Raw genomic sequence first — 26,129 nt, 5'->3', positions numbered from 1 at the left:
TTAATTAATAAACATCTCTTTGATAACGCTTATCTCGTTTTAACGCTCTTAAATAATCTTCTGCTTCATCTTCACTTAACTGTTGTTCTCTTTGTAAAATTGTAATTAATGTTTGATGTACATCTTTAGCCATGTGTTTTTCATCTCCACATACATAGATGATAGCGCCCTGTTCAATCCATTCATTTAAAGTTTGACTTTCTTTTAACATTTCATGTTGAACATACACTTTTTCATCTGTATCACGTGAAAACGCGATATTAAACTTTTCTAAATAGCCATCTTCATACCAATTTTGCCATTCCGTTTGATATAAAAAGTCCGTAGTGAAATGTTGTTCACCAAAAAACAACCACGTATTTCCTTTTAATTCAAGTGCTTCACGTTCTTGAAGATATGCGCGATATGGTGCGACACCTGTCCCAGGTCCTATCATGATGACCGGTGTATCATTGTTTTTAGGAAACTTAAAGTTCGGATTATGCTTAATATAAATTGGAATCGTCTCGCCAGGCTCTACTCTTTCTGCCAACTGTACTGAACAAACACCTGAACGCTCACGTCCATGTGACTCATAGCGCACAGCCCCTACTGTAATATGTACTTCATCAGGCTCAAATTCATAACTGCTTGAGATTGAATACTCACGTACTGGTAACTTTCTGAGTAGTTGATACAACTGATCTGCTTCAATGGTTTTAGGCGGAAAGTCCTCAATTAAATCAATCAAGTCTCGTCCTTCGATATATGTTTTAATCCAATCTTCTTGTTGCGCTTTTTCAGTTAAATCGTCGTTGTTAAACAGTGTTACTGCATGATTGATAAGTGATTTCGTTAACTTCGATATTTCGAAATATTCCGATAACGATTCTTGTAATGATAACTTATCCCCTGCTTCGTTAATCTGAATTAACGTCTCAGCGTCAAATGGTAAGCGTTCAATCAATGCCTCAACAAGTTTAGGATCATTTTGAGGTAGTATAGCTAAACAGTCTCCCACTTCATACGTGTCGTTAAAATCATCTAATGCCAATTCAATATGTCGTGTTTCTTTATTTGAACCTCTACCGTTAAGATTGATGTTTTCTAATACTTCTGCGTAATATGGGTGCGCTTTTGAATATTTTTGTTGTTGTTCTGATTCAACACCTTCACTCACAAGCACTTCACTTTGAGCTGTACTACTTGTTTCTTCATTTAGTGCATGTACAACATTTGCCATCCATTTTTCAGCGTCTTCCTCGTAATCAACATCACAATCAATTCGATCATAGAGACGTTCTGCACCTAATTCACTAAGTTTGTCATCAAAATCTCGTCCTGTTTGACAAAAAAACTCATAAGTCTCGTCTCCTAGAGCCAGTACTGAGAAACGTTTTCCATCTAACTTTGGCGCTTTACGACCATGTATGTATTCATAAAGCTCTACCGCATTATCAGGTGGGTCACCTTCACCTTGCGTAGACGTTATAATTAATAAATCTTCTACTTTCTTTAAATTTTTAGGTTTAAATGCATCCATTGCTTTTAAATCAACATCAAAATCCAAATCGATTAAACGTTTGTGAAATAATTCTGCTAAACCTTGTGCATTCCCTGTTTCAGACCCATATAACAGTGTGATAGGTCTCTTAGCAACTGTTGAACTTTCTGTTGAATATGATTGAGCTACTCCGTCTTTTTCTTGTATATTGTTCGATGTTTGTAATGGCTCTTGCTCAATTGAAGCACTGATAAATCCAGATAACCACACTTTTTGAGTTGGTGTTAACGATGAAAGCAACGTATTAATTTGTTCAGCTTGTTCTGTATTAAAAGGGCTATTCGTAACATCTAATTTCATATTTTCACCTCATTAAAATTCATACTTATCATCCACTATGGTGTTGTGGAATGGAGACCACATTCAGTTTTTGAAGAACCTTGCCATCTACCAGCTCTTGGATCATCTGAATCAAAAACTTGTGATGTACATGGTATGCATCCAATACTTGGATAATGATGATCATGTAGTTCATTGTAAGGTAATTCACGGGTTTTAATATAATCCCATACTTCTTCGTTAGTCCAATGAATAAGCGGACAAACCTTAATAGATTTAAAGCGTTCTTCTTTATTCACGTATTCAGTATTACGACGACTTTCAGATTGTTCACGTCTTAAACCTGAGATCCAAGCGACTTGATTATTTAATGCATCTTCTAACGGTTTAATTTTACGTATGTAACAACATTGATTGGGATCTTTTTTCCATAACGCCAATGAATAACGCTCAGCTTGTTCTTCAAGTGTTAAACTTGGCTTTTTCTTTTCGATATTTAATTTTGGAAAGCGTTCTTCAATGCGGTCTATCAAATCATATGTTTCTTGAAAGTGTAAATCGGTATCTAAGAAAATTAATCTTGCATTAGGTTTAATTTTGTATATTAAATCAATGAGCACAATGCTCTCTGCTCCAAAACTACAAGCATAGACAATATCATCATCATACGTTTGAAAAGCCCACTTTAAGACTTCGTATGCTCCTTTAGTATCAGTTGATTCTGGAAATTCAGGAAGTAATGCTTTACTAAAATTCTGATATGTAATCTGATGTTTTGTCATAGCTTTACACACTCCTTTCTTAAAACTTATAAAACCAACCTATTTAATCGGAATTCATGTTATTAACATAACGATTATTAATACTAATGTCAAGTAGTTATTTGAAATTTTCAAAAAATATAAAATATACTTTAATCATATGATATAAAAAAGAGGATGAACCCTATTAGGCTCACCCTCTTAGCTTATTTTTGTATTGTCGGTTGAATACGTACATCTTTAAGCTTATGTGTTTCGTCTATCACTTCATGATGTTTCACTTCATCTTTAGATAAACGTCTCACTATAAAATATGCGCAACCAAAATTACAATATTCTAAAATATAATCTTGTATTGTAGAAAAACGTTTATTGAAGTCTACTTTTTTTTGAGTATCATAATAAAACCCTTTCAAACGTAACTGTTCATAACCGTAGTCTCCTACTACAAAATCATATTTATCTAGAATTTCGGAATATCGAGCTATAAAATCCTCTTCATTGAAACCATTTTTATAGGATTCAATGAGTTCAAAAAAGTGGTTACCGACTTTAATCACGCGCACACCGCCTTATTTTGTATCGTTAAGTTGTGCATCACCAAGACGTTGTTTTTCTTTAGCCGCTTCATTAACTTGTTCATCAGCATGGTATGAACTACGAACTAAAGGTCCTGCTTGACAGTGTTTAAATCCTTTTTCCATCGCAACTTTACGTAATTTACCAAATTCTAAAGGTGTATAGTATTTTTGAACTTTTAAGTGTTTACGTGAAGGTTGTAAATATTGTCCAATTGTTAAAATATCTACATCATTTGCACGTAAATCATCCATTGTTTCATAAAGTTCTTCCATAGTTTCTCCTAAACCTACCATAATGCTAGATTTTGTAGGAATATCTGGTTGTAATTCTTTAGAACGTCTCAAGAATTCTAATGTACGATCGTATGTCGCACGCGCACGAACTCTAGGTGTTAAACGACGCACTGTTTCAATATTGTGGTTAAGAATGTCCGGTTTTGCATCCATTAATGTTTTAAGTGCTTCATAATCGCCACCCATATCTGAAGGTAAAATTTCAATTGTTGTATAAGGATTGCGTTCACGCACTTTACGTACTGTTTCAGCATAGATATTAGAACCTGCATCTTTTAAATCATCACGAGCAACTGCTGTGATAACAACGTGTTTAAGATTCATAAGTTCTACTGATTCAGCAACACGTGCCGGTTCTTCTAGATCAAGTTCATTTGGTAATCCTGTTTTAACAGCACAGAAACGACAAGCACGTGTACACACTGCACCAAGAATCATGATTGTTGCTGTACGACGTGCACCCCAACACTCATGAATATTCGGACATTTTGCTTCCTCACATACAGTATGTAAGTTCTTTTCGCGCATCATTTTTTTGAGTCCAGTATAGTTCTCGTTCGTGTTTAATTTTATTTTTAACCAGTCTGGTTTACGTAGAATTTCTTCATTTTTTGTAGCCATGACAGCGGTCACCCTCCTGTAATTAATACGTCTTTACCTATTATAACGAACTTTATATAAAATTAAAAACTAGTTGTTTATTTTAAAGACTTAACAATTTCTTTTTAAAAATATCTCGCAAAAATTCTGGCATTAGATATGTCATAGACTGTCCCTTAAGCACTGGAAAATACTTCCCAAATGTATACATATCCACAGTGCCAAGTAAATATGTCTTCTTATCTTGTACTTCTTCACCATCAACAAAATAACGTTGACTAGAGGCAATATAACCTGCTCTATATAAAATATATCCACCGAATATATCCCCTCTAAATCCAAGACCTTGTGCTGTTTCATACATATAACTTTGCTCACTAGCTGTTTTGATTACTTCTTTTAAGGTTTTGCCTGACACTTTTATTCGTACCACATTAATTGGATGTGGTAATGTTTGATGGACATCATATTCTGTTAAAATTTTATTTTGGTAACCCTTTACGATTAAACCTGCATTAATTAACGCGCAATCAGCATGTGCAAATTCATAAACACTTTCTGCTAATAAATAACTTGCTTTTGTAATAAACGCAGTTGCTCTCTGTAACGTGACAGGGTATTCAACAAGTGGTTGATTTAACAGTTGTCGTCCCTCTTCTTCAAAATGTGTTGTCACTTCTGGAAGGTCATGCAATGAGATGAGCTTTGCTGATTTTGAAATAATACGATTATCTTCAATATCAACAGTTACCTCACCTAAATAATTGCCATATTTACCTGCAGCAGCCATTAATACGCCATTACGCATTTCACCTTTTTCGAAATCGTGATGCGTATGCGCACCGAAAATCACATCAATTTCAGGGAGTGTGTCACATAATTTTTCATCAAAAAATATTCCAACGTGACTCATTACCATTACAATATCATATGTTCCTTGACGTTCTGCTATCTCCTCCTTGATCGCTTCATAAGGATCCGTTACAATCCAGTCTAATGAGCGATAGAATGGTGTAAAAGGTGCGGTTACTGCTACAAATAAAATTCGAACGCCATTTACATTTTGAATGTGCGATGACACAAAATGATTTGGTAGAGCACCTTGTTCATCTATTACATTTGCACATGTTACAGTAAACTTGGCATTATCGTATAAATGATTTAACGCTTCATGTGAAATGGTCATACCCTCGTTATTTCCTATTGTCGCAATGTCACATCGTGCTTCATTTAATAATTCAACATTTCGTTTTCCCATTGTCCCTTCAGTTACAGGAAGTGATAAATCAACATGATCTCCAATATCTATGTATAACGAAGGATGTTCAAGATTCGATCGATGTTGATCCATATATGTCGTTATTCGTGCATATTCATGTAGATGACTATGGATATCATTTGTATGATAAATCGTTAAACGCATACAATTCGCCTCTCTTAATTATAAAAATGATCGAACAATCAAGTAAATACCTAGTGCTAACATCACAATACGCAATAACGTTACGATCGTTTTAGAATTGACACGCTTATTAATTTTAACACCTAATTTCGCACCTATCCAACTTGATATAATCAAAACAATACTATAACCCCAAATCACATGACCTAATACAATATGTCCTACAGAGCTCGTCACACTTGAAAAGAAAATCATCATCATACTCGTACCCACCGCAACGTGAGGCGGGAAGCGAAAGACTAACAGCATAAGTGGTGTCATTAAAGCACCGCCTCCGATACCGAAAAGGCCAGCTGTCAATCCGATAAAAAATGAAATAATAATTGCAATTGACGGCACAACCGCATAATCATAGCGCACACCATCTTTATCAGTGAAACTTTTCATGTATTGCGGCTTTTGAAACACTTTGATAGGTGGAATGTAATCACGAAACATTAACATCATTGACACGATAATGAGAAAAATACCAAAATACAAATTGAATGAATGTATCGTTAAAAACTTACTTAAATACGCACCAATTAAAGCACCCGGAATTATCCCAAACAAAAATAAAAATCCGTTTTTTACATCAACTTGCTTCGCTTTAAGATAGCTCAAAGTTGAGGATAATCCTGTTACGATTAAAATGATAGATGATGTCCCTATTGCTGTTTGAGGCGTCACACCATTTAAAATTTGTAGATTCATACCGAAATAAATTAATGTTGGCACTATAATAATGCCCCCACCTATTCCAACTAGAGAGCCTATCATCGCTGATAGTAGACCAACCACAATTAATATTAACCAACTCATTAAGTGTGCCTCCGATTAAAATAATTTTAATTGTTGAGGTGCTAAACCTTTGTAGTCTATATTTAATAATTCTTGAAGTTGTTTTGCATTGCGAGCAGCATGACCTCCAGAATTATTATTAAATACAATATATACTGTATCAGCTTTTTGATTTAACACTTCAATTTTATTTGCTATCTCTTGAATTTCTTCTGCATTATAATCATATAAATAACGCACGTCACGCCATTCTTTGTCAGTCATGTCTTGCTTTCGCCAACCATTGACATTCCGACCATGTAACCTAACGAGTGAGATAGGGTGTGTGATACGATTAACAAAAGGAATACTTCCTTCTCCAACTTGAGGTTCATCACATACAGAATGAATCAGTTGATGTTCTGTCAAAAAGCTTAAAGTTCTCTCTTTCATTGGCCCTTCAAACCATGATTGATGTCTAAACTCAATACAAACAGGGTAACGTTCAAGCTTTGACTTGACATAACGTATGTATTGAATATTTTTTGTGTTACAATCAAACCATGGGGGAAATTGAACTAGAACCATTGCTAGCTTGTTTACTTCATGTAAGGGTTTTACCATTTGGTCAAATTGTTGAAATAACGCGTCTAACGAACTCGCAAAATCATGATAATCCACATGTAGTGTGAGCGCTTGATGAATTTTTACGACAAATTTAAAACGCTTAGGGGTTTCATTTATCCATTTCAAAATATTGCGCTCAGGTTGAATGGCATAATAAGAAGCATCCAACTCTACAACTGGAAAATGACTCGCATAGGTTGATAACTTATCTGTCTTACGCGTAACATCTTCATATAAACTATCATGGTCTCCCCAACCAGTTAATCCAATTTCTATCATCATTATCACCTCTTTCATTCTATCATAAAATATCAAACTGTATTGATAGAATGACATGCTATCAAATTAAATAAAGCTCATTCAAAGTAAATTATATACTATTTATAAAGGAGTGGTATTACATGGTTAAACAACTTAAATACGGAGAACATGAAGATCAACATATTGATATTTACCAAAATGAAAATCAAAAATCAGAAGCATGGATTGTACTTGTTCACGGTGGCTACTGGCGTGAACGTTTTGACAAAACATTAATGGATGCATATGTGGACTCATTTATAGGATTTGGTTTTTCCGTTATAAATGTTGAATATAGAAGAGGACAATCACATGAATGGCCTATCCCTAAAGAAGACGTAGCGCTCGCATTACAACAATTTAAACAATCTGAATTCAAACCAAAACAATTAATTGGTATTGGTCACTCAGTAGGCGGTCAACTTGTCTTACTCAACCATGAATTGTTGGATCACGTCGTAGGTTTAGCACCTGTAACAGATGTACTATATACGTTACATCATCATCTAGGAAGAGATGCAGCGGCAGAATATTTCAATCCTGCTTCGACGCACGTGTTAAAAGATGCTTCACCTATTATGCAAACGCCGATTGAGACGGATACACTTATCATACATGGTTATAACGATACTTCTGTGCATATTGATACAACATTATCGTATGTACAAGAGAATCACAAACAAGGTACGTCAGTTACTTTATATGCGCTTCCTTACCTAGATCATTTAGACTGTATCAATCCAGAAGCAATACATCATCCAATGCTTATAGATTGGATAAACCAACGCGCTTAACACATTATACTATGTAAGAAAATACGTACTTAACAATGATAAAGCAGAACTTTTGGAATGCCCTAGTTTAATTGATGCACATTACATCGCAAATTACGGGCCATTATTCTAAAAAGTTCTGCGCTTTATTATATTAATGTTTAATCATTTTTACTCAATTGATGACTTAATTGTTGAATTGTAGTAACAATTTCTTCAATCAATTGTGTTGCTGTAACATCTTGAGCTAAACGAACACCTTGTCCACTCCACAGATGCATCCAATCTACCTTGCCAATCTGACCTGCAGCTGAACGAATCGGACTCGTTAAATCGTTTTGAATAGGGTACGGTAATATGGGAGTTGGTTGATTTTCTAAATCCTGAATAAAAGTATTATTAAGACCTCGTGCCATTTTACCACTAAAAATGTTCGTCACCGTTGTATCTGTTTCTTTCGCTTTAAAAATAGCTTGTTTATGTGATGGTTTTGCTTTACTTTCCTTAGTTGTCAAAAAAGCAGTCCCGAGCTGTGCACCTTGCGCACCTAGCATCATACTTGCTAAAACGCCACGGCCATCCATAATACCTCCAGCCGCAATAACAGGCGTATTCACATGATCCACAATTTGAGGTACTAGCGCCATTGTGCCAACCATAGTGCCATGTTCTTCATGCTTAAAGCTGCCTCTATGACCTCCAGCATCACTTCCTTGAGCAACAATGAGATCTACACCTGCATTTTCTAACGCCTCTGCCTCTTCAACAGTTGTCGCACTACCAATTGTTATAATATGATGTCTTTTGAGTTTATCTAACGTTGCTTGGGTTGGAATACCAAATGTAAAACTACAGATAGGTACTTGATATTCAATTAATAATTTTATTTTGTCATCAAATGATTGCACTTCATGTGAAGATACAGTTGGAACTTCTAAACCAAGTGCTTGGCGATAAGGTTGAAGTAGGGCATTCATTGCTTTAACTTGTGTCTCATCATATTGCACCGCTTCTGGTACAAAAAGATTAACCGCAAATTGGCGTAATGTTAAGGATTGTACTTTTTGAATTTCTGCCTCAAGTGCTTCCGATGACATGTATCCTGCACCAATTGTACCTAATGCACCACTATTACTCACAGCAGCTACAAGTTCAGGAGTGGTTGAACCTGCCATACCTGCTTGAATTATAGGTAATTCTATACGACATAATCGCATTACATCATTATGAGCCCATATCATCCTCAATTCCCCTTTATCTTATTTTTTTAAGTTTATCATTTTCTTCACGATCCATCTCGTCTTCAATTTCCATTCCTAACATTTCTTCAATTAAATCTTCATGTGTCACAATCGCATCTGTCCCACCATACTCATCTAAAACAATCGCCATATGCTTACGCGTCACAGTCATTTTACGCAATACCCATTCTGCGCGATTATGTTCATAAACAAAGAGTGGTTCAGAACAAAATTCTTTTATTGATTGCTCAGGTTTTTTACTCCATGATAATAAATATTTAGAGTGAAACACGCCTATAATATTATCTATATCTCCCTCATATACAGGATAACGTGTGTATGGGTGGTTCATCACAATATCATAGACATCATCATAAGTATCCTCTATCGATAAAGATGTGACACTTACCCTTGGTGTATTATTCACATCATTAACCTTTAAACGATCGAAATCCATCACGCCTTGAAGACGTGTACGTTCCATCTCATTAAATGCACCTTCAGTTCCTGCAATTGCTACCATGGTGCGTACTTCCTCTTTTGACATCCCTTGATTGTCACTATTACGAGACAGTAAACCAGTAATCCAATCAGTCATTGTATTCAAAACTAATGTAATCGGCTTGAAAATAATTACAAAAAAACGAATAACTGGATATACAAAACGTGCAATCGCATCCGGAAATGTCGCTGCGATTGACTTAGGCATCACCTCAGCAAAAACAATAATCACAATCGTTAAAATTGCTGATGCAATTCCTATATTAACCCCTAAATCAACAGCTAATATAGTCACTAATGTCGGTAATAAAATATTTGCGATATTATTCCCAATTAAAATTGTAGTAATGAATTCACTCGGTTTATCTAATAACTTTAGTAAATTTCGAGATCTATGATTATCTTGATCTGCTTCGGATTGTAAACGTACCTTGTTTGCTGCTGTTAATGCAGTCTCACTTCCCGAAAAAAAACAAGATACTAAAATAAGTACAATGATCGCAATGATCATTATGCAGCTCCCCCTCTAATGTACTTCAATCTTTTATGAGTATTATTGATTTTTTCTATCACTTATATATATTTAGCCAATACTTTAGATAAATAATCAATATATACTTTAAAGTTAATTACATTTTTACCGAAAACACACCAAAAATCAAGATGAAAGAATTAAAGTAAAAAAGACCCGGACATTAATTGAATGTCCGAGCCTTTATATTTAAACCAATGATTATCCGATACTGCCTTCCATCTCAAATTTGATAAGACGGTTCATTTCAACAGCATATTCCATTGGTAATTCTTTTGTAAATGGTTCAATGAATCCCATTACAATCATTTCTGTAGCTTCTTCTTCAGAGATACCACGAGACATGAGGTAGAATAGTTGTTCTTCAGATACTTTAGAAACTTTTGCTTCATGTTCTAATGAAATACTATCGTTGAAGATTTCATTGTATGGAATTGTGTCTGAAGTTGACTCATTATCTAAAATCAATGTGTCACATTCAATGTTTGAACGTGCGCCTTTAGCTTTACGTCCAAAGTGAACAATACCACGGTATACCACTTTACCACCGTTTTTCGCAATAGATTTAGATACGATCGTTGAAGATGTGTTAGGCGCTTTATGAATCATTTTAGCACCAGCATCTTGAACTTGTCCTTTTCCTGCAAAAGCGATAGAAAGTGTACTGCCTTTCGCACCTTTACCTACTAATACACATGCTGGGTATTTCATTGTAAGTTTAGAACCTAAGTTACCGTCAACCCATTCCATATTACCATTTTCATGAACAAGTGTACGTTTTGTAACAAGGTTATATACGTTATTTGCCCAGTTTTGAATTGTTGTATAGCGTACATGCGCATCTTTGTGTACGATAATTTCAACAACTGCTGAGTGTAGTGAGTTCGTTGTGTAAACTGGTGCTGTACATCCTTCAACATAGTTTACAGATGAACCTTCATCCGCAATGATTAATGTACGTTCGAATTGACCCATATTTTCAGAGTTGATTCGGAAGTAAGCTTGTAGTGGTGTATCAAGTTTCACATTTTTAGGAATATAGATAAATGAACCACCAGACCATACTGCTGAGTTTAATGCAGCAAACTTATTGTCAGCAGCTGGCACTACAGAAGCGAAGTATTCTTTAAATAAATCTTCGTTTTCTTTTAATGCTGTATCTGTATCTTTAAAGACGATACCTTTTTCTTCGAGTTCTTTTTCCATATTGTGGTATACCACTTCAGATTCATATTGTGCAGAAACCCCTGCTAAATATTTTTGTTCTGCTTCTGGAATACCTAATTTATCAAATGTACGTTTGATTTCTTCTGGTACTTCATCCCAAGAACGCTCAGAACGCTCAGATGGTTTAACGTAGTACGTAATATCATCAAAGTCTAATTCAGATAAATCGCCGCCCCATTGTGGCATTGGCATTTTATAAAAAAGTTTTAAAGCTTTTAAGCGGAAGTCGAGCATCCACTCAGGTTCATCTTTCATATTTGAAATTTCACGTACTATATTTTCAGTTAAACCACGTTCAGATCTGAAAATCGATACGTCTTCATCATGGAACCCATATTTGTAATCGCCCAAATCAGGTGCTTTTTTAGCCATGTTTATCACTCCTATAAATTATTCATCTTGCCTGTGTTATTGACCAGTTATACCATTAAGACGCCCGAGTAACAACTGATAACAACATCTATAATTAAATCTATACGTTAAATTCAAAGTGACTACTCTTCTGCTTTACCTTCTTTTTCAACTGTACCCTTTTCTAGTGCTTTCCATGCTAATGTTGCACATTTAATACGAGCAGGAAATTGTGAAACACCTTGTAATGCTTCAATGTCACCCATGTCTTCAGTAATTTCATAATCTTCACCAAGCATCATTTTTGTGAATTCTTGGCTCATTTGCATCGCTTCTTTGAGACTATGTCCTTTAATTGCTTCTGTCATCATTGATGCACTAGACATAGAGATAGAGCAACCTTCTCCTTCAAATTTAGCATCATTGATAATACCATCTTGAACATCAAAAGTAAGACGAATACGATCGCCACATGTTGGGTTGTTCATATCGACAGTCATTGTACCATCTTCAATGACGCCTTTATTACGAGGGTTTTTATAGTGATCCATAATAACTGAACGATATAATTGATCTAGGTTATTAAAATTCATACGAGAAAAACTCCTTCGTTCGCTTCAACCCTTCTACGAGTTGATCGATGTCTTCTTTAGTATTGTAAATATAAAAACTTGCGCGTGCTGTTGATGATACATCTAACCATTTCATTAAAGGTTGTGCACAGTGATGACCTGCACGTACCGCAACACCTTCTGTATCTAGCGCTGTTGCGACATCATGTGGATGAACATCTTTTAAATTGAATGTGAGGATACCTGCACGATGAGACGCATCTGGACCGTAAATATCAATGCCTTCAATTTGAGAAACTTGTTCATAAGCATATTCTGTTAATGCTTGTTCATGCTCATGAATTGCATCAAATCCTATTTTCTCGATATATTCAATTGCAGCTTGTAATCCAATCGCTTGCGCTATAAGTGGTGTACCAGCCTCAAATTTTGTAGGCAAATCTGTCCAAGTACTTTCATATAAGCCTACAAAATCAATCATGTCCCCACCAAATTCAATGGGTTCCATGTTATTTAATAACGCTCTTTTACCGTACAGTACACCAATACCTGTTGGTCCTAACATCTTATGACCACTAAAGCTATAAAAGTCAACATCCAATTCCTGAACATCTACTTTCATATGTGGTACAGACTGTGCACCATCTACAGCAATAATCGCACCATGTTCATGGGCAACTTTAGCAATAGATTGAATGTCATTGATTGTACCTAACACATTTGAAACGTGCGCTACTGCGACAATTTTAGTACGATCCGTAATGGTTTCTTTTACCGCTGACAGTGTAAGCTGACCATCGTCTGTCATTGGAATATACTTTAACGTCGCTCCTTTACGCTTGGCTAGTTGTTGCCATGGTACTAAATTTGCATGGTGTTCCATCTGTGTAATCACAATTTCGTCGCCTTCTTGGATGTTGGCATCACCATAACTATGCGCAATAAGATTGATGGCTGACGTCGTACCACGAGTAAAAATAATTTCTTCAAAATATTGTGCATGAATGAATCGTCTTACTGTTTCTCTTGCACCTTCATAACCATCTGTAGCAAGTGACCCTAATGTATGAACGCCCCTATGAACATTAGAGTTATAACGCTCATAATAATCATCAAGCGCTTCAATAACTTGCTTTGGTTTTTGACTTGTTGCAGTTGAATCTAGATATGCTAAACGCTTTCCATTAACTTTTTGGTTCAATATAGGAAAGTCTTGAATGATTGCGTCTACATTTATCTTTGTATCGGCCACCTCTATCACAGACCTTTCTGAATTATGTTATTTACCTACTTTTAGTTCAATTACTTCACGTAATTGACGTTGTACATCTTGAATTGGTAACTCACGTACAACTGGATCTAAGAATCCGTGAATCACTAAACGTTCTGCTTCTGCTTGTGAAATACCACGGCTCATTAAATAGTACAATTGTTCAGGATCTACACGGCCTACTGAAGCTGCGTGTCCTGCCTCAACATCATCTTCATCAATTAATAAGATTGGGTTCGCATCACCGCGTGCATTTTCAGATAGCATTAATACACGTGATTCTTGGTTAGCTACAGATTTTGTACCACCATGTTTGATATAACCAATTCCATTGAAAATGGATGACGCATTCTCTTTCATTACACCGTGTTTTAAAATGTAACCGTTTGTTTCTTTACCGTATTGTACAATTTGTGAAGTTAAGTTAATAGTTTGATCACCACGTCCTACAACTACTGATTTTAAATCTGATGCAGAACGATCACCAATTAAGTGCGTTGTATTATCAATGATTTGATCGCCTTCATTCATAAGACCAAGTGACCAATTAATTACCGCGTCATTTTGTGTTACACCACGACGTATAATATGTCCTGTAAAACCTTTGTCTAAAAAATCTACTGAACCGTAAGATACTTTAGAGTTTGCCCCAGCAATCACTTCAGAAATAATATTAAGTTGATTACCTTCACCGCTTGCTGTTGATAAATAGTTCTCAACATATGTTACTTCTGCACTCTCTTCAGTCACAAGTAATACGTGATTAAAGAAACTTGCATTTTCATCGTCGTGTAAAACAACATATTGAATAGGATGCTCAACCACAACATTTTTAGGTACGTAAACAAAAACGCCACCATTCATTAAAGCTGTGTGCAATGCAGTTAAACGATGTTCATCTACAGTTACAGCATCTTTCATGTAGTATTTTTCAACTAAGTCACTGTGATTTTTTAAAGCTTCACTGATGTGTTCAATAATTACACCATCATTTTTAGCTTTTTCATTTACTTGTGTATACGCTAAAGTATTATTATGTTGAATAATTAAGTTTTCTGTGTCTTCAACATTAATAATACGATCGATATCTTCTGGTAATTCTTTTAAATCTTCAAAAACAGATCCTGTAGTTTCATGTTGTTTAAACGCATCAAAGTTCCATTTTGTTAACTTTGTTTTGTCAGGTTTTGGCATTTCTAAAGACTCAGTTTGTTTGAGCGCATCTTTTCTAAGAGATGTCATCCAAGAAGGTTCTTGATGGGCTTTTGAATAATCAACAATTTGAGTTTCAGAAATATTTAAAGTTTCAGTTGTCATATTTATTTCCTCCTATTGATGATAATTACGCTTGAGTCGCTTCGTATTCTTCTTTAACCCACTCATAGCCTTCCTCTTCAAGACGTTTTGCTAATTCTGCACCACCTGATTTAACAATGATACCGTTATACATTACGTGTACATGATCTGGTGTGATGTAGTTTAATAAACGTTGATAGTGCGTAATGATAAGTGAACCAAATTCATCGCCGCGCATTTCATTAATACCTTTTGATACTACTTTTAAAGCGTCAATATCAAGACCTGAGTCAATTTCGTCTAAAATCGCAAATTTAGGTTCAAGCATCATTAATTGTAAAATCTCATTACGTTTTTTCTCCCCACCAGAGAAACCTTCGTTAAGATAGCGTTGTGCCATGTTGGTATCCATTTCTAAAAAGTCCATTTGTTTATCTAACTTTTTAATGAATTGCATTAAGTTGATTTCTTGACCTTCTTCACGTTGAGCATTAATTGCAGAACGCATAAAGTCCGCATTTGTTACACCACTGATTTCTGATGGATATTGCATCGCTAAGAATAAACCAGCTTTTGCACGTTCATCGACGTCTAACTCTAGAACGTTAACTCCATCTAATAATACTTCACCTTGAGTTACTTCAAATGCTGGGTGTCCCATAATAGCAGATGATAACGTAGATTTTCCTGTACCATTAGGCCCCATAATGGCATGGATTTCTCCAGTATTAATTGTTAAGTTAACACCTTTTAAAATCTCTTTATCTTCAATAGACACATGTAAGTCTTTAATTTCTAATGTTGATGGCATTAATATTCCCTCCAAATTTATGTTAGATTCCATACTTTAGTTTATAATAATTTTAATGTAACGTCAAAGAGGTTTGGTTTTTTCTCCTAAACGTTATTATAACCGAAATTACAGTATTTATAAACTATGATAGATTACTCACAATGTTATGATTAACGTTTCAAAAGTGCTAATCTGTATAGAGTTATTGATAATAGCACTTATACCGTTCTCATTGGATGAATACCTTAACAATTAATTTTCTTCTAAGAGCATGGTATGATGTTAATATAAATTGATATTACATATTGAAAGGAATCAAATTTATGTCTCACTTTAAAATATCGAATATTCCGAAAGGTTTTGCAATGGGAACAAGCGACCTCATTCCAGGTGTAAGTGGAGGTACTATTGCCTTATTATTAGGAATATATGATGACTTTATTGAAGCTGTAAGTGGTGTATTTTCAAAAAACTTTAAAAAAAGCATTTTATTTTTACTGCCTATTCTGATTGGCATGGGGCTTGCTCTTGGCATTTTAAGTAGCTTAATTAATTATTTATTAGCATCACACCTCATACCAACAATGTTCTTTTTTACAGGTTTAATCATTGGAATTATTCCATTTTTACTAAGAATATCTGAATATAAGAAAACATATAAAATACAACATTGGGGCGTCATGTTCATTGCTATACTCATCTTAGCAACATTGGCTTTTTTATCACCAGATTCAACGCATGGTCAGCCGTCTCATATTGATATTTCCTTCCAGATGTTGATTAAGTACTTCATTGCCGGAATTTGTGCATCAAGTGCTATGTTATTGCCAGGCATTTCTGGATCTTTCGTATTACTATTATTTGGTGTTTATAGCACTGTAACATATGCAATTGCAGAAATTGTAAGATTTAATTTCATAGCGTTACCTGTGATTATTGCAGTAGGTTTAGGTGTGCTTGTTGGATTTTTAGGAGCAAGTAAACTGATTACTTATTTAATCGAACATTATACCTATTTAACATATGCTGCTATTTTAGGGTTAGTCATTGGTTCTTTATTTTCAGTCTTTCCAGGATTACCTACAAACGGATTGACTTGGGTCATTTCTATTATTACATTAATTCTCGGATTCTCAGCGAGCTATATTCTTGGTAAATATACTGAAGACGAAGCTTAGCTATTAAAAGTGCGCAAAACCCCATAGGACTTGCGCACTTTTTTCTATCTATAATCAAACACAACCTCACAAGTATAACTTGTAAGGTTGTGTATAGAGTATAATTATTTCGCTGGTAAAACTGCGCCATCAAATTCATCTTCAATATATTGTCTTGTTTCATCAGATTGAAGAGCTGCTAATAAGTCTTTAAATTTTTGATCGTCTTTATGTCCTTCTTGAACTGCAAGGACATTCGCAAATGGAGACGACTCATCTTCTACTGCAATTGAATCTTCTAATGGTTTTAATCCATTATCGATTGCATAGTTTGAGTTCATAATAACCGCATCGCCTTCATTATTATTATATGTTTTAGGTAAGAATTCTGCACCTTGTTGATTGTCAAATTTTAAATCTTTCTTATTTTCTACGATATCATCTAACTTAGCATCTTCAATTTTAACGCCATCTTTTATTTTAATTAAACCTTCTTTAACGAAGAATGACAAGAAACGACCTTCTTCTGCAGGATTATTTGAAATAAATATTTTAGCGCCTTTAGGTAAATCTTTTAAACTTTTATGCTTCTTACTATAAACGCCCATTGGTGTTGTTAATACTTTACCAACTTCTTCAATTTTATAGCCGTGTGACTTTTTCTCAGCATTTAAATATGGAACGTGTTGGAACATATTTGCATCAACGTCACCTTCATCTAACAATTTGTTAGGAATTTTGTAATCATTTACTTCACGCACTTCAACTTTATAACCTTTATCTTTCAATTGTTCTGCTGCTTTTTTAACAACTTGACCATGTGGCGTTGGTGTCGCTGCCACAACAATTTTTTTATCGTCTTTTTCTCCTGATTTATTTTGACCACATGCTGCTAATAAAAGCACAATTGCGGTAAGAATAGTTGTTACTTTAAGTAATTTTTTCATGTTTTAGCTCCTTCCGATATGTAAAAGAGATGCTTAAGTGGTGAACTTTTTTTAGCATCTCTTTATTTTTAGTTCATTTTATTTTGCTGGTTCTACTGCACCGTCATATTTCTTTTTAATGAAATCTTTAATATCATCAGAATGAAGTACTTTCATAAGCGCTTGAATTTTTTCATCATTTTTATGACCTTCTTGAACAGCAATTAAGTTAGCGTATGGATTATCTGTGGCTTTTTCTACAGCAATTGAATCTTTTTGAGGATTTAACTTTTGCTCAATTGCGAAGTTAGAGTTAATAATCACAGCATCGCCTTCATTATTTTGGTATGTTTTAGGTAAAAATTCCGCAGCTTGATTGTCATTGAATTTAATATTCTTTTTATTTTCTACAATATCATCAAAAGTAGCGTCTTGAATTTTCACACCTTTTTTAATTTTAATAAGTCCTTCATCTACAAAGAATTTTAAGAAACGTCCTTGTTCTGCTGGATTATTTGATACAAAGATTTCTGCATTTTTAGGAAGTTCTTTTAAGCTTTTATATTTTTGAGAGTATACCGCCATCGGTTCTAAATGAACGTTACCGGCAGATTCAATTTTATATCCTTTTTCTTTCTTTTCAGTTTCTAAATATGGTGTATGTTGGAAAAAGTTAGCGTCTAATTCTCCAGCATCTAACAATTTGTTTGGTGTTGTATAATCATTAATTGTTTTGATTTGTAAATCATAGCCTTCTTTTTTCAACAGTGGTTTAGCTTGTTCTAAAATTTCAGCGTGTGGTGCTGGTGATGCACCGACAACGATTTTCTTATCTTTGCTGTCTTTGTTATCTTTATCACCACTTGATGAATCGTTGTTTCCACATGCTGCGAGCGCAACACTTAAAACTAAAACAAGTACTAACGATAAAACTTTTTTCATTTGATAAGCCTCCTTTGATATTAAACATTATCTTTTATCAATTTTATTTGTAATCCAATCACCTAAGTACTGGATGATAAAAACAATAATAAGTATAAAAATGGTTGAAATTAAAATGACATCATTTTGGTTTCGTGTAAATCCTGTTAAATAAGCGAGGTTTCCTAATCCTCCAGCACCGATAACACCCGCTACTGCAGTAGATCCTACTAAGGCAATTGCTGTGACAGTAATACCTGAAATTAGTGCAGGCATAGATTCAGGAATTAACACTTTTAAAATAATAGTCCAAGTTGTTGCCCCCATTGAACGCGCCGCTTCGATAACCCCTTTATCAATTTCTTTTAATGCAATTTCAACAAGTCGACCGTAGAATGGTGAAGCACTAACTATAAGCGCTGGTAATGCACCAGTCGGGCCACTAATTGTGCCGAGAATCAAACTTGTGAATGGAATAAGTAATAAAATTAAAATAATAAATGGTATTGCTCGGAATAAGTTAACAAAGAACGATACAATACTGTAAAAAACGCGTCCAACTTTCGATTTACTTTTGGAAGTTAAAAATAATATCACTCCGAGAATCAATCCAAGTACGAATGAAAACGCCGTAGATACTAATGTCATATAAAGGGTTTCGTAAGTTGCAACCCAGACATCCGGCCAACGTACATTGGGCATTGTAATCATTTCTTGTAATATCTCGCTGAAACTTTTACCCATGATTGATCACCTCTATTTGAATATTTTTAGCATTTAAGTCTGTACGTAATGATTCCAAATCATGTTGAGAGATATTAGCTAAATGAACGAGTAAAAAGCCCACTGAACCTGTTTTTGTATTTTTAATATTACCTTCAAGAATGTTAATTGAAATACCATGTTCACGCGATATGTAAGAAATAATAGGCTCCGTGGTATTTTCTCCTGTAAAAATAAACTTCGCTATTATATCGTTTTCTTCTAATGGAATCGCATTAATCGCTTCATCTTGATCTTGTGGCGGTTCTAAATCTTCTTGAACGAAACGTTTGGTTACTTGATGCTTTGGATTTTGGAATACTTCTGATACACTACCTTGTTCGATGACACGTCCATTTTCCATTACTGCAACCTCATCACAAACACGACGAATCACATGCATTTCATGGGTAATAATAATAATTGTTAAATTTTTCTCTTTTTTTAATTCTAAGAGTAAATCTAATATTTCGTCAGTGGTTTGAGGGTCTAAAGCACTCGTTGCCTCATCACAAAGTAACACTTCTGGATCATTCGCAATAGCTCTTGCGATACCCACCCTTTGCTTTTGACCACCGGAAAGCTCAGAAGGATAGGCATGTTCTCTCCCCGATAATCCGACCCTCTCAATCAGATGTAACGCTCTTTCCTTGGATTCCGCTTTAGATACACCAGCAATTTCAAGTGGGAATATAATGTTTTCAAGTACAGTACGAGACCATAATAGATTAAAATGTTGGAATATCATACTGACTTTTTGACGCTTTTTACGTAACTCAGCTTTGCTCAGTTTTCCTATATGTTCACCTCCGATAACAACGTCACCAGAAGTTGGTGTTTCTAGATAATTAAACAATCTCACTAACGTACTTTTACCGGCACCTGAAAAACCAATAATTCCAAAAATCGTACCCGTATCAATATTTAAATCTACTTGATCAACGGCGGTTACAGTTTTGGATTTGGATTCGTACCGTTTAACAATATTTTTTAACTCAATCATATTGTTTGTTCCTCCTCATTTCATGACACAGTTTGCAGTAAATGTTCTATAATGAAATAGAACTAAAAAAGCTTTCTCTTTTGAAATAAAAGAGAAAGCTTTGTAAGTACATCGCTTCTCTCATCTTCAAAAGCAATAAATACTTTATGTGAATTGGCACCATTTCTATTTGCATAGACGGTTGCCGGGCTTCATAGGGCACATCCCTCCACCTCTCCGGATAAGAGTTTTCTGACTATTTAATTGATATTAAGCTTATCATCTTACTTAAGATTCGTCAACATATTTTTTTAAAATCTCTACTATATTTGTAACTGAACGAAATGCATAGACACGCTCTACCTCTTGATGCTTTTTCATAATTAAAAGAACAGGAACAGACTGTATTTCTTTTTCTTTGCTAAATTCTGGGTGAAAATTCAAATCTGCCTTAACAAGCGGTAATTGTGTCATTTCGTTCGCAATATCCAACATGCGTTCAGACATTTTACATGTCCCACACATAGGTGTATATCCAAATATTAAATGAATTGGTTCATCATTATATTTATATATATTGTTCAATTGCTTTGAAACATTCATGATAGGCATACTTTCCTTTAACATAAAAATCTTTTTTAACTTCAAAACCGTAGCGTCCTAGTACATTAGAGAGATAATCACGTGGACAACGAGCGACTTCAGTGTAAGTTGAATCGATAAAAATATCAATTCTTTCGCTTAAATATTTTGAAAACCATTTTCGAATATTTCGGCCTTCAGTATCGGCATCGACTAAAATATAAACTTGTTTGCCGTACAATGTATCTAACATATTATCTATTTTCTCAACACTCATTGTACCGTGAGTACAAATAATCTCAACCGATTCTGTCAATACTTCTTTTACTCTTTTTTTGTCAGATTTCCCTTCTACAACAATAACCTTATTTAAAATTGCCATAGTTTTTCACCCTCTAAATAAAATGAGCATTAAAAAACTCCAGATTATGAAATTTAAAAAAACTCCAAGATAAACGTGTTACCTAGGAGTTCAAATAAGTATTATTCACCGATCATTTCTTCGTAACCAGCTGCATCCATTAATGCGTCAAGTTCACTTTCATCGCTAAGCTCAACTTTAACCATCCATGCTTTTTCGTATGGTGATTCATTAACTGCTTCTGGTTCGTCTTCTAAGCTTTCATTAACTTCAACAACTTTACCTGATACTGGTGAATATAATTCAGAAACTGTTTTTACAGATTCTACACTACCGAAAGTTTCACCTTCAGAAACTTCGTCGTCTACTTCAGGAAGCTCTACGAATACGATATCCCCTAATTCGCTTTGCGCAAAATCAGTAATACCGATTACAGCAACGTTCCCTTCTACTTTTACCCATTCATGTTCTTTTGAATATTTAAGTTCATTTGGCACTGCCACGTGAATCCCCTCCTATTTATATTTACATCTTAATCATGACATAATGCATTCATTCTATCAACTATTTTACTGAATCCAAGTCTTTTTATATTCATCTTCCTTAAAACCAACTGTAACAGTTTCGCCTAAAACTGCAAGTGGACGCTTCACTAACATGCCATCTGAAGCTAATAATTCTAATTTTTCTTCATCATTCATATCAGCTAATTTGTCCTTGAGATTGAGTTCACGATACTTAGCACCATGAGTATTGAAGAACTTTTTAATCTCCATACCAGAATCATCAATGATTTTACGAAATTCTTCTTTTGTTGGGGTATGTTGTACGATGTCGATTGGTTCGTAACTTACGCCATAGTCTGATAAAAATTTAGCCGCTTTTTTACAAGTCGTACAATTTGGGTAATGATAAAATTTAATCATCAACTATCCTCCTTTGAGTTGTTACTACCAATATACCAAATATTCAAATAAAATTGCTAATCATTTATTAATTCTGATAAAAATGATTTCCGTTTGATAAATTTTCTAATACGACTGATTAATTTAATTTTACATTCTGAGAATATAGCGACACTTTTTACAATGTCTTTACTCCTAAAAATAATAACAATCATCGTGATTTTCATCAGTTCTATAGCATGACTTTATTTTTAAGATTCGTTATAATGACTGTACGAAAATATACTCGGAGGTTTTATAAATGCATAAAATTACTACAACAGATGAATTTAAATCAGTAATTCAAAGTGATTCACCAGTGATTGTTAAATTTGAAGCAGGTTGGTGCCCAGATTGTCGTGCTATGGACATGTGGATTGATCCAATCGTTGAAAAATATAATCAATATGAATGGTACACAGTAAATCGCGATGAGTTAGAAGACATTGCTGTGGAACAAGAAGTAATGGGAATCCCAAGCTTATTAATTTTTAAAGATGGTCAAAAATTACATCACTTACACTCTGCAAATGCAAAAACACCAGAACAAGTTGAAGATTATCTTGCTGAGAGCTTAGGTTAATATAAAAATTCAAATTAAAGCGCTATTGAGATTTTAAATTAAACCTCAATAGCGCTTTAATTATTCATCGTACTCTGTAATTAAATTTTTATTCTTACGTCTGATTTTTCTACATTTATCATAGTCTTCCATATCTGTTAAATAGATAAATCCAACTAAACGTTCATCAGGCTCAACACCAAATACTTTACGAACTTTTGGATTAAAGATATATTGCGGTGTCTTCCAACAAGAGCCTATACCTCTATCATGCAATAACAATAATAAATTTTGAGCAAATGCACCTACAGCAAGATAGTTTTCATTTTCCTCTCGCTGTCTCGCATCACATTTCATAATGATTGCTAAAAATCCCCCTAAGTTCGTTACCGCATCATAATGACTTTGTTGCTTATCTTTTTCTCTAGGAAATGCATACTTCGATATATCGCGACTCATATCTCCTAATTTATCCTTAGGGACAAATACAACACGCCAAGGCTCTCGCATACCATGATTTGGTGCATCAGCCGCCGTTTCAATTGCAGACTTAACAGCAGCTTCATCAATAACCATATCTCTTTTAAAATTTTTGATACTTCTTCTTGTCTCAATTGCTTCTTGAAGTTGCATGTTTATCTACCCCTTTTTAATGATAACCATTATCAATTATATCTAAGGGGCGTATTGTTTTCAACTAAACTGTACAGCGGTAGTATTTCCGACAGTTGTTGCACATGAATTTGTCCAGGAGCAACTGCTTCTGTTAATGCACCATATGTTAACGCACCACCAAAGCTTTCTTGTGCTGTTCTTGATATGATTCCTAGTGGTCCCATAGCAATACCGGTAACCCACTGTGGTAACGCCTCACTCGCTTCAATCACCGCTTCCAATAAGGTTAAAACATCTCGTCTAGATTGTGGCATCACTGCAATCTTCAAATGTTCAGCACCTAATTTTGACATATTAAAATATATTTTTTTCAACACTTCAATTTTAGGAGTTTCATCAAAGTTATGATAAGAGACTATCACTTCCTTATGATGTACTTTCGCTTCTTTTACGAGTGTCTCTCTTGATTCATCATAAGCTTCCCATTCAACATCAATCATTTGAAATGAATCAAGTTGTAATATCTCTTGCATCCATGTAACATAATCTGTTTGATTCAACGTTCCAGATCCACCTTGTTTTACTGTACGATACGTGAGCAGTAACGGTTTGTGTAAGAATTGCTTGATTTGTTGTATTACCGATTTGATAACTTCTATATCATGACTTGGTAAACTATCTATACGTAACTCTAAAATATCAAAGTTATTTTGAAATCGCTCAATCAACTTCAAATCGTTTTGTTCTAATAGTTCACGTTTTGGCATTAAACTTGCTACAATCTGTGTCTTCACAACAGTTACACCTTTCTATTTTTAAGGATTAACAATATTATCAACAGGCTTGTTATTAATATATGCTAAAACGTCATCTAAAGGAATGTCTATTAAGTTCTGTACCGCTTCATCAGTATAGAACGCAACATGCGGCGAAACTAAAACATTATCTTTTTGAAGTAATAACTTTAACGTCTCATCCGTAATCTCTTTATTTGTAAAATCTTTCTTGAAATAAGGTCCTTCATTTTCATACGTATCTAAAGCAGCTGCGGCTACTGTTTCGTTATCAAGCGCTTGAATTAAAGCTTGCGTATCGACAACAACACCACGAGCTGTGTTAACAAATAAAAGTCCTTTTTTAACTTTATCGAATACTTTTTGATCAATAAAGTAGTGATTTTCAGGCGAACCTGGAATATGTAATGTTAACACGTCAATATCTTGAACTAGTGCATCAACACTATCTACATAAGTAACAATTGAGTTTAAATCTGGGTTAGGGTTTAAATCATAAGCATAAACAGTTGCACCGAAACCATTTAATATTTTAGCAACTCGACTTCCAATTCGTCCTGTGCCGATAATACCAATTTTCAATGACTCTATCGTACGCCCTTGAACGCTTAAATCCCACTCAAATTGGTGACGCTCAACATTTCTATCGATTTGAGCCGCACGACGTACAAGTTCCATGATTCTCATCACCGCAAATTCCGCAATAGACTGTGGTGAATAACTTGGTACGTTAGAAACTTTAAGCCCTAATTTATTCGCTATATTGAAATCAAACATATCAAACCCTGCAGATCGTTGTGCAACGTGAGTAATACCATGATCTACTAAAGTTTTTAAATATTCTTCTTTAAACGGTGTTGTTTGAGATGTTGAAATACCATCAATTTGGTCTAATGTATCGAAATGCGCTTCTCCTAGTGGTTCTTCAGTTAACTCAACCTCAACTTCATCTTTATGATTTTCAATCCAATTATCTAGCGCTTTCTTTTCATCAAATCTTACATCAAACACTTTAATTCTTTTCATCTTATTCACTCCTAAGTTATCTGTAAATTCTGAATGAGAATACTATACCGTATTTTTCCGTTTTTGAAAAGGGGATAGATGATTAGTATGCGCTTTTTAGGGTAAAGATATCATATAAGATTCATAAAGGAGGACTTTCTTACTATGGCTAAAATTTATGAAACAACTGCGACAAATACAGGTGGCCGTAATGGTCATGCTTATACTGACGATAAAACATTAGATTTTGATATTTTACCACCAGATAAAGCGGATGGTAAAGGTACAAATCCAGAACAACTTTTTGCTACAGGATACGCGTCATGCTTTAATGGTGCTTTTGATTTAATGTTAAAGAAAAGCGGATTTAGAAATGCAGATCCTCTTGTTAATTTAACAGTTCGTCTTATTGACGATCCTGATCATGAAGGTCCAAAACTTGAAGTAGATATCGATGCTAAAGTAAAAAATATAGAACAAGCTGATGCAGAAAAAGCATTAAAAGATGCTCATGAATTCTGCCCTTATTCTAAAGCAACTCGCGGTAACATTGATGTAAATTTATCAGTTGAAGTTGTTGAATAATACAATCAAATTAAATACGTTAAAGAAACTGGGACATTAATATGTCTCTAATCCAAAAACAGGAAGATTATTCATTTTTATCATGAAAATCTTCCTGTTTTTCTATGATTCGAATTACAAACATGATTGTAAATGACTCTTTTTAGACAACTGATATCTCTCTAATTATAT

At 34.5% G+C, this 26,129-nt stretch carries 29 protein-coding genes and 1 riboswitch; of the genes, 4 read left to right on the top strand and 25 right to left on the bottom strand.

Annotation, left to right across the window (positions count from 1 at the left end; translation table 11 throughout):
* Positions 1-4: 4 nt before the first annotated feature.
* The 7 genes from HHH54_RS00765 to HHH54_RS00735 all read right to left on the bottom strand — a co-directional run bounded on the left by HHH54_RS00765 (position 5) and on the right by HHH54_RS00735 (position 7,185).
* A complete protein-coding gene (locus tag HHH54_RS00765; protein WP_198616913.1) occupies positions 5-1,843 on the bottom strand; it encodes an assimilatory sulfite reductase (NADPH) flavoprotein subunit in 1,839 nt (612 codons plus the stop codon).
* Positions 1,844-1,878: 35 nt separating this feature from the next.
* Complete coding sequence (locus HHH54_RS00760; RefSeq protein ID WP_198616912.1) at positions 1,879-2,604, bottom strand: phosphoadenylyl-sulfate reductase; 726 nt, start codon at positions 2,602-2,604, stop codon at positions 1,879-1,881.
* Between the two features lie 185 nt (positions 2,605-2,789).
* A complete protein-coding gene (locus tag HHH54_RS00755) occupies positions 2,790-3,143 on the bottom strand; it encodes a YutD family protein (RefSeq protein ID WP_198616911.1) in 354 nt (117 codons plus the stop codon).
* 12 nt (positions 3,144-3,155) lie between these two features.
* Positions 3,156-4,079: a lipoyl synthase gene (gene lipA, locus HHH54_RS00750; RefSeq protein WP_198616910.1), complete on the bottom strand. Its 924-nt coding sequence runs from the start codon at positions 4,077-4,079 to the stop codon at positions 3,156-3,158.
* Between the two features lie 82 nt (positions 4,080-4,161).
* Entirely contained in the window at positions 4,162-5,481 is a 1,320-nt protein-coding gene (locus HHH54_RS00745; RefSeq protein ID WP_198616909.1) for a bifunctional metallophosphatase/5'-nucleotidase, read from the bottom strand.
* 18 nt (positions 5,482-5,499) lie between these two features.
* Entirely contained in the window at positions 5,500-6,321 is an 822-nt protein-coding gene (locus tag HHH54_RS00740) for a sulfite exporter TauE/SafE family protein (protein WP_198616908.1), read from the bottom strand.
* 15 nt (positions 6,322-6,336) lie between these two features.
* Entirely contained in the window at positions 6,337-7,185 is an 849-nt protein-coding gene (locus HHH54_RS00735) for a DUF72 domain-containing protein (protein ID WP_198616953.1), read from the bottom strand.
* Between the two features lie 122 nt (positions 7,186-7,307).
* Here HHH54_RS00735 and HHH54_RS00730 point away from each other — a divergent pair, with 122 nt between their 5' ends.
* Positions 7,308-8,000: an alpha/beta hydrolase gene (locus HHH54_RS00730; protein WP_198616907.1), complete on the top strand. Its 693-nt coding sequence runs from the start codon at positions 7,308-7,310 to the stop codon at positions 7,998-8,000.
* Positions 8,001-8,140: 140 nt separating this feature from the next.
* Here HHH54_RS00730 and HHH54_RS00725 read toward each other — a convergent pair whose 3' ends face one another.
* The 7 genes from HHH54_RS00725 to sufC all read right to left on the bottom strand — a co-directional run bounded on the left by HHH54_RS00725 (position 8,141) and on the right by sufC (position 15,780).
* Positions 8,141-9,217 carry an NAD(P)H-dependent flavin oxidoreductase gene (locus HHH54_RS00725; protein ID WP_432813785.1) on the bottom strand — a complete coding sequence of 359 codons (1,077 nt, stop codon included), beginning with the start codon at positions 9,215-9,217 and terminating at the stop codon, positions 8,141-8,143.
* A gap of 16 nt (positions 9,218-9,233) precedes the next feature.
* On the bottom strand, positions 9,234-10,232 hold the full coding sequence (locus tag HHH54_RS00720) for a hemolysin family protein (RefSeq protein ID WP_198616905.1): 999 nt from the start codon (positions 10,230-10,232) through the stop codon (positions 9,234-9,236).
* Between the two features lie 222 nt (positions 10,233-10,454).
* The gene (sufB, locus tag HHH54_RS00715) at positions 10,455-11,852 is read right to left on the bottom strand and encodes a Fe-S cluster assembly protein SufB (RefSeq protein WP_198616904.1); all 1,398 of its coding nucleotides are present in this window, start codon (positions 11,850-11,852) and stop codon (positions 10,455-10,457) included.
* A 122-nt stretch (positions 11,853-11,974) separates the two neighbouring features.
* A complete protein-coding gene (gene sufU, locus HHH54_RS00710) occupies positions 11,975-12,424 on the bottom strand; it encodes a Fe-S cluster assembly sulfur transfer protein SufU (RefSeq protein WP_198616903.1) in 450 nt (149 codons plus the stop codon).
* Complete coding sequence (locus tag HHH54_RS00705) at positions 12,414-13,655, bottom strand: cysteine desulfurase (RefSeq protein WP_432813784.1); 1,242 nt, start codon at positions 13,653-13,655, stop codon at positions 12,414-12,416. The genes sufU and HHH54_RS00705 overlap by 11 nt, the downstream gene beginning before the upstream one ends.
* A 27-nt stretch (positions 13,656-13,682) precedes the next feature.
* Positions 13,683-14,990 carry a Fe-S cluster assembly protein SufD gene (gene sufD / locus HHH54_RS00700; RefSeq protein WP_198616901.1) on the bottom strand — a complete coding sequence of 436 codons (1,308 nt, stop codon included), beginning with the start codon at positions 14,988-14,990 and terminating at the stop codon, positions 13,683-13,685.
* Positions 14,991-15,015: 25 nt separating this feature from the next.
* Positions 15,016-15,780: a Fe-S cluster assembly ATPase SufC gene (gene sufC, locus HHH54_RS00695; protein WP_198616900.1), complete on the bottom strand. Its 765-nt coding sequence runs from the start codon at positions 15,778-15,780 to the stop codon at positions 15,016-15,018.
* A gap of 305 nt (positions 15,781-16,085) precedes the next feature.
* Between sufC and popT the strand changes: the two genes are divergently transcribed.
* Positions 16,086-16,940 (top strand): polyprenyl-phosphate transporter PopT, encoded by an 855-nt coding sequence (gene popT, locus HHH54_RS00690; RefSeq protein WP_198616899.1) that lies wholly within the window; start codon positions 16,086-16,088, stop codon positions 16,938-16,940.
* A 104-nt stretch (positions 16,941-17,044) separates the two neighbouring features.
* Here popT and HHH54_RS00685 read toward each other — a convergent pair whose 3' ends face one another.
* The 8 genes from HHH54_RS00685 to HHH54_RS00650 form a co-directional block, all read right to left on the bottom strand.
* The gene (locus HHH54_RS00685) at positions 17,045-17,866 is read right to left on the bottom strand and encodes a MetQ/NlpA family ABC transporter substrate-binding protein (protein ID WP_198616898.1); all 822 of its coding nucleotides are present in this window, start codon (positions 17,864-17,866) and stop codon (positions 17,045-17,047) included.
* Between the two features lie 78 nt (positions 17,867-17,944).
* Positions 17,945-18,787, bottom strand: coding sequence for a MetQ/NlpA family ABC transporter substrate-binding protein (locus HHH54_RS00680; protein WP_198616897.1), 843 nt, complete (start codon positions 18,785-18,787; stop codon positions 17,945-17,947).
* Positions 18,788-18,814: 27 nt separating this feature from the next.
* The gene (locus HHH54_RS00675; RefSeq protein WP_198616896.1) at positions 18,815-19,510 is read right to left on the bottom strand and encodes a methionine ABC transporter permease; all 696 of its coding nucleotides are present in this window, start codon (positions 19,508-19,510) and stop codon (positions 18,815-18,817) included.
* The gene (locus HHH54_RS00670; protein ID WP_198616895.1) at positions 19,503-20,531 is read right to left on the bottom strand and encodes a methionine ABC transporter ATP-binding protein; all 1,029 of its coding nucleotides are present in this window, start codon (positions 20,529-20,531) and stop codon (positions 19,503-19,505) included. The genes HHH54_RS00675 and HHH54_RS00670 overlap by 8 nt, the downstream gene beginning before the upstream one ends.
* 117 nt (positions 20,532-20,648) lie before the next feature.
* A riboswitch (SAM riboswitch) is annotated at positions 20,649-20,758 on the bottom strand.
* A gap of 40 nt (positions 20,759-20,798) precedes the next feature.
* Positions 20,799-21,113 (bottom strand): thioredoxin family protein, encoded by a 315-nt coding sequence (locus HHH54_RS00665; protein ID WP_198616894.1) that lies wholly within the window; start codon positions 21,111-21,113, stop codon positions 20,799-20,801.
* Entirely contained in the window at positions 21,079-21,474 is a 396-nt protein-coding gene (locus tag HHH54_RS00660) for a toprim domain-containing protein (RefSeq protein ID WP_198616893.1), read from the bottom strand. The genes HHH54_RS00665 and HHH54_RS00660 overlap by 35 nt, the downstream gene beginning before the upstream one ends.
* 101 nt (positions 21,475-21,575) lie before the next feature.
* The gene (gene gcvH / locus HHH54_RS00655; RefSeq protein ID WP_198616892.1) at positions 21,576-21,956 is read right to left on the bottom strand and encodes a glycine cleavage system protein GcvH; all 381 of its coding nucleotides are present in this window, start codon (positions 21,954-21,956) and stop codon (positions 21,576-21,578) included.
* A 66-nt stretch (positions 21,957-22,022) separates the two neighbouring features.
* On the bottom strand, positions 22,023-22,379 hold the full coding sequence (locus HHH54_RS00650; RefSeq protein WP_198616891.1) for an arsenate reductase family protein: 357 nt from the start codon (positions 22,377-22,379) through the stop codon (positions 22,023-22,025).
* Between the two features lie 280 nt (positions 22,380-22,659).
* Between HHH54_RS00650 and HHH54_RS00645 the strand changes: the two genes are divergently transcribed.
* On the top strand, positions 22,660-22,980 hold the full coding sequence (locus tag HHH54_RS00645) for a thioredoxin family protein (protein ID WP_198616890.1): 321 nt from the start codon (positions 22,660-22,662) through the stop codon (positions 22,978-22,980).
* A 60-nt stretch (positions 22,981-23,040) separates the two neighbouring features.
* Here HHH54_RS00645 and HHH54_RS00640 read toward each other — a convergent pair whose 3' ends face one another.
* The 3 genes from HHH54_RS00640 to HHH54_RS00630 are packed head-to-tail and all read right to left on the bottom strand — an operon-like array spanning position 23,041 to position 25,394.
* A complete protein-coding gene (locus tag HHH54_RS00640) occupies positions 23,041-23,592 on the bottom strand; it encodes a nitroreductase family protein (RefSeq protein ID WP_198616889.1) in 552 nt (183 codons plus the stop codon).
* Positions 23,593-23,624: 32 nt separating this feature from the next.
* The gene (gene aroD / locus HHH54_RS00635; protein ID WP_198616888.1) at positions 23,625-24,368 is read right to left on the bottom strand and encodes a type I 3-dehydroquinate dehydratase; all 744 of its coding nucleotides are present in this window, start codon (positions 24,366-24,368) and stop codon (positions 23,625-23,627) included.
* Positions 24,369-24,389: 21 nt separating this feature from the next.
* A complete protein-coding gene (locus tag HHH54_RS00630) occupies positions 24,390-25,394 on the bottom strand; it encodes a D-lactate dehydrogenase (RefSeq protein ID WP_198616887.1) in 1,005 nt (334 codons plus the stop codon).
* 144 nt (positions 25,395-25,538) lie between these two features.
* Between HHH54_RS00630 and HHH54_RS00625 the strand changes: the two genes are divergently transcribed.
* Positions 25,539-25,958, top strand: a complete 420-nt coding sequence (locus HHH54_RS00625) for an organic hydroperoxide resistance protein (protein WP_198616886.1) — start codon at positions 25,539-25,541, stop codon at positions 25,956-25,958.
* The last annotated feature ends 171 nt before the right edge of the window (positions 25,959-26,129 follow it).

This window comes from Staphylococcus canis, assembly GCF_016238445.1.
Classification (GTDB): Bacteria; Bacillota; Bacilli; order Staphylococcales; family Staphylococcaceae; genus Staphylococcus; species Staphylococcus canis.
This window is presented reverse-complemented; position numbering and strand designations above follow the sequence as displayed.

Excerpts from the sequence above, each read along its gene's own strand:
- HHH54_RS00765 (WP_198616913.1), bottom strand. The coding sequence starts at position 1,843 with ATGAAATTAGATGTTACGAATAGCCCTTTTAATACAGAACAAGCTGAA.
- HHH54_RS00760 (WP_198616912.1), bottom strand. The coding sequence starts at position 2,604 with ATGACAAAACATCAGATTACATATCAGAATTTTAGTAAAGCATTACTT.
- lipA (WP_198616910.1), bottom strand. The coding sequence starts at position 4,079 with ATGGCTACAAAAAATGAAGAAATTCTACGTAAACCAGACTGGTTAAAA.
- HHH54_RS00745 (WP_198616909.1), bottom strand. The coding sequence starts at position 5,481 with ATGCGTTTAACGATTTATCATACAAATGATATCCATAGTCATCTACAT.
- HHH54_RS00740 (WP_198616908.1), bottom strand. The coding sequence starts at position 6,321 with ATGAGTTGGTTAATATTAATTGTGGTTGGTCTACTATCAGCGATGATA.
- HHH54_RS00735 (WP_198616953.1), bottom strand. The coding sequence starts at position 7,185 with ATGATAGAAATTGGATTAACTGGTTGGGGAGACCATGATAGTTTATAT.
- HHH54_RS00730 (WP_198616907.1), top strand. The coding sequence starts at position 7,308 with ATGGTTAAACAACTTAAATACGGAGAACATGAAGATCAACATATTGAT.
- HHH54_RS00720 (WP_198616905.1), bottom strand. The coding sequence starts at position 10,232 with ATGATCATTGCGATCATTGTACTTATTTTAGTATCTTGTTTTTTTTCG.
- sufB (WP_198616904.1), bottom strand. The coding sequence starts at position 11,852 with ATGGCTAAAAAAGCACCTGATTTGGGCGATTACAAATATGGGTTCCAT.
- sufU (WP_198616903.1), bottom strand. The coding sequence starts at position 12,424 with ATGAATTTTAATAACCTAGATCAATTATATCGTTCAGTTATTATGGAT.
- sufD (WP_198616901.1), bottom strand. The coding sequence starts at position 14,990 with ATGACAACTGAAACTTTAAATATTTCTGAAACTCAAATTGTTGATTAT.
- sufC (WP_198616900.1), bottom strand. The coding sequence starts at position 15,780 with ATGCCATCAACATTAGAAATTAAAGACTTACATGTGTCTATTGAAGAT.
- popT (WP_198616899.1), top strand. The coding sequence starts at position 16,086 with ATGTCTCACTTTAAAATATCGAATATTCCGAAAGGTTTTGCAATGGGA.
- HHH54_RS00685 (WP_198616898.1), bottom strand. The coding sequence starts at position 17,866 with ATGAAAAAATTACTTAAAGTAACAACTATTCTTACCGCAATTGTGCTT.
- HHH54_RS00680 (WP_198616897.1), bottom strand. The coding sequence starts at position 18,787 with ATGAAAAAAGTTTTATCGTTAGTACTTGTTTTAGTTTTAAGTGTTGCG.
- HHH54_RS00675 (WP_198616896.1), bottom strand. The coding sequence starts at position 19,510 with ATGGGTAAAAGTTTCAGCGAGATATTACAAGAAATGATTACAATGCCC.
- HHH54_RS00670 (WP_198616895.1), bottom strand. The coding sequence starts at position 20,531 with ATGATTGAGTTAAAAAATATTGTTAAACGGTACGAATCCAAATCCAAA.
- HHH54_RS00665 (WP_198616894.1), bottom strand. The coding sequence starts at position 21,113 with ATGAATGTTTCAAAGCAATTGAACAATATATATAAATATAATGATGAA.
- HHH54_RS00660 (WP_198616893.1), bottom strand. The coding sequence starts at position 21,474 with ATGGCAATTTTAAATAAGGTTATTGTTGTAGAAGGGAAATCTGACAAA.
- HHH54_RS00650 (WP_198616891.1), bottom strand. The coding sequence starts at position 22,379 with ATGATTAAATTTTATCATTACCCAAATTGTACGACTTGTAAAAAAGCG.
- HHH54_RS00645 (WP_198616890.1), top strand. The coding sequence starts at position 22,660 with ATGCATAAAATTACTACAACAGATGAATTTAAATCAGTAATTCAAAGT.
- HHH54_RS00640 (WP_198616889.1), bottom strand. The coding sequence starts at position 23,592 with ATGCAACTTCAAGAAGCAATTGAGACAAGAAGAAGTATCAAAAATTTT.
- HHH54_RS00630 (WP_198616887.1), bottom strand. The coding sequence starts at position 25,394 with ATGAAAAGAATTAAAGTGTTTGATGTAAGATTTGATGAAAAGAAAGCG.
- HHH54_RS00625 (WP_198616886.1), top strand. The coding sequence starts at position 25,539 with ATGGCTAAAATTTATGAAACAACTGCGACAAATACAGGTGGCCGTAAT.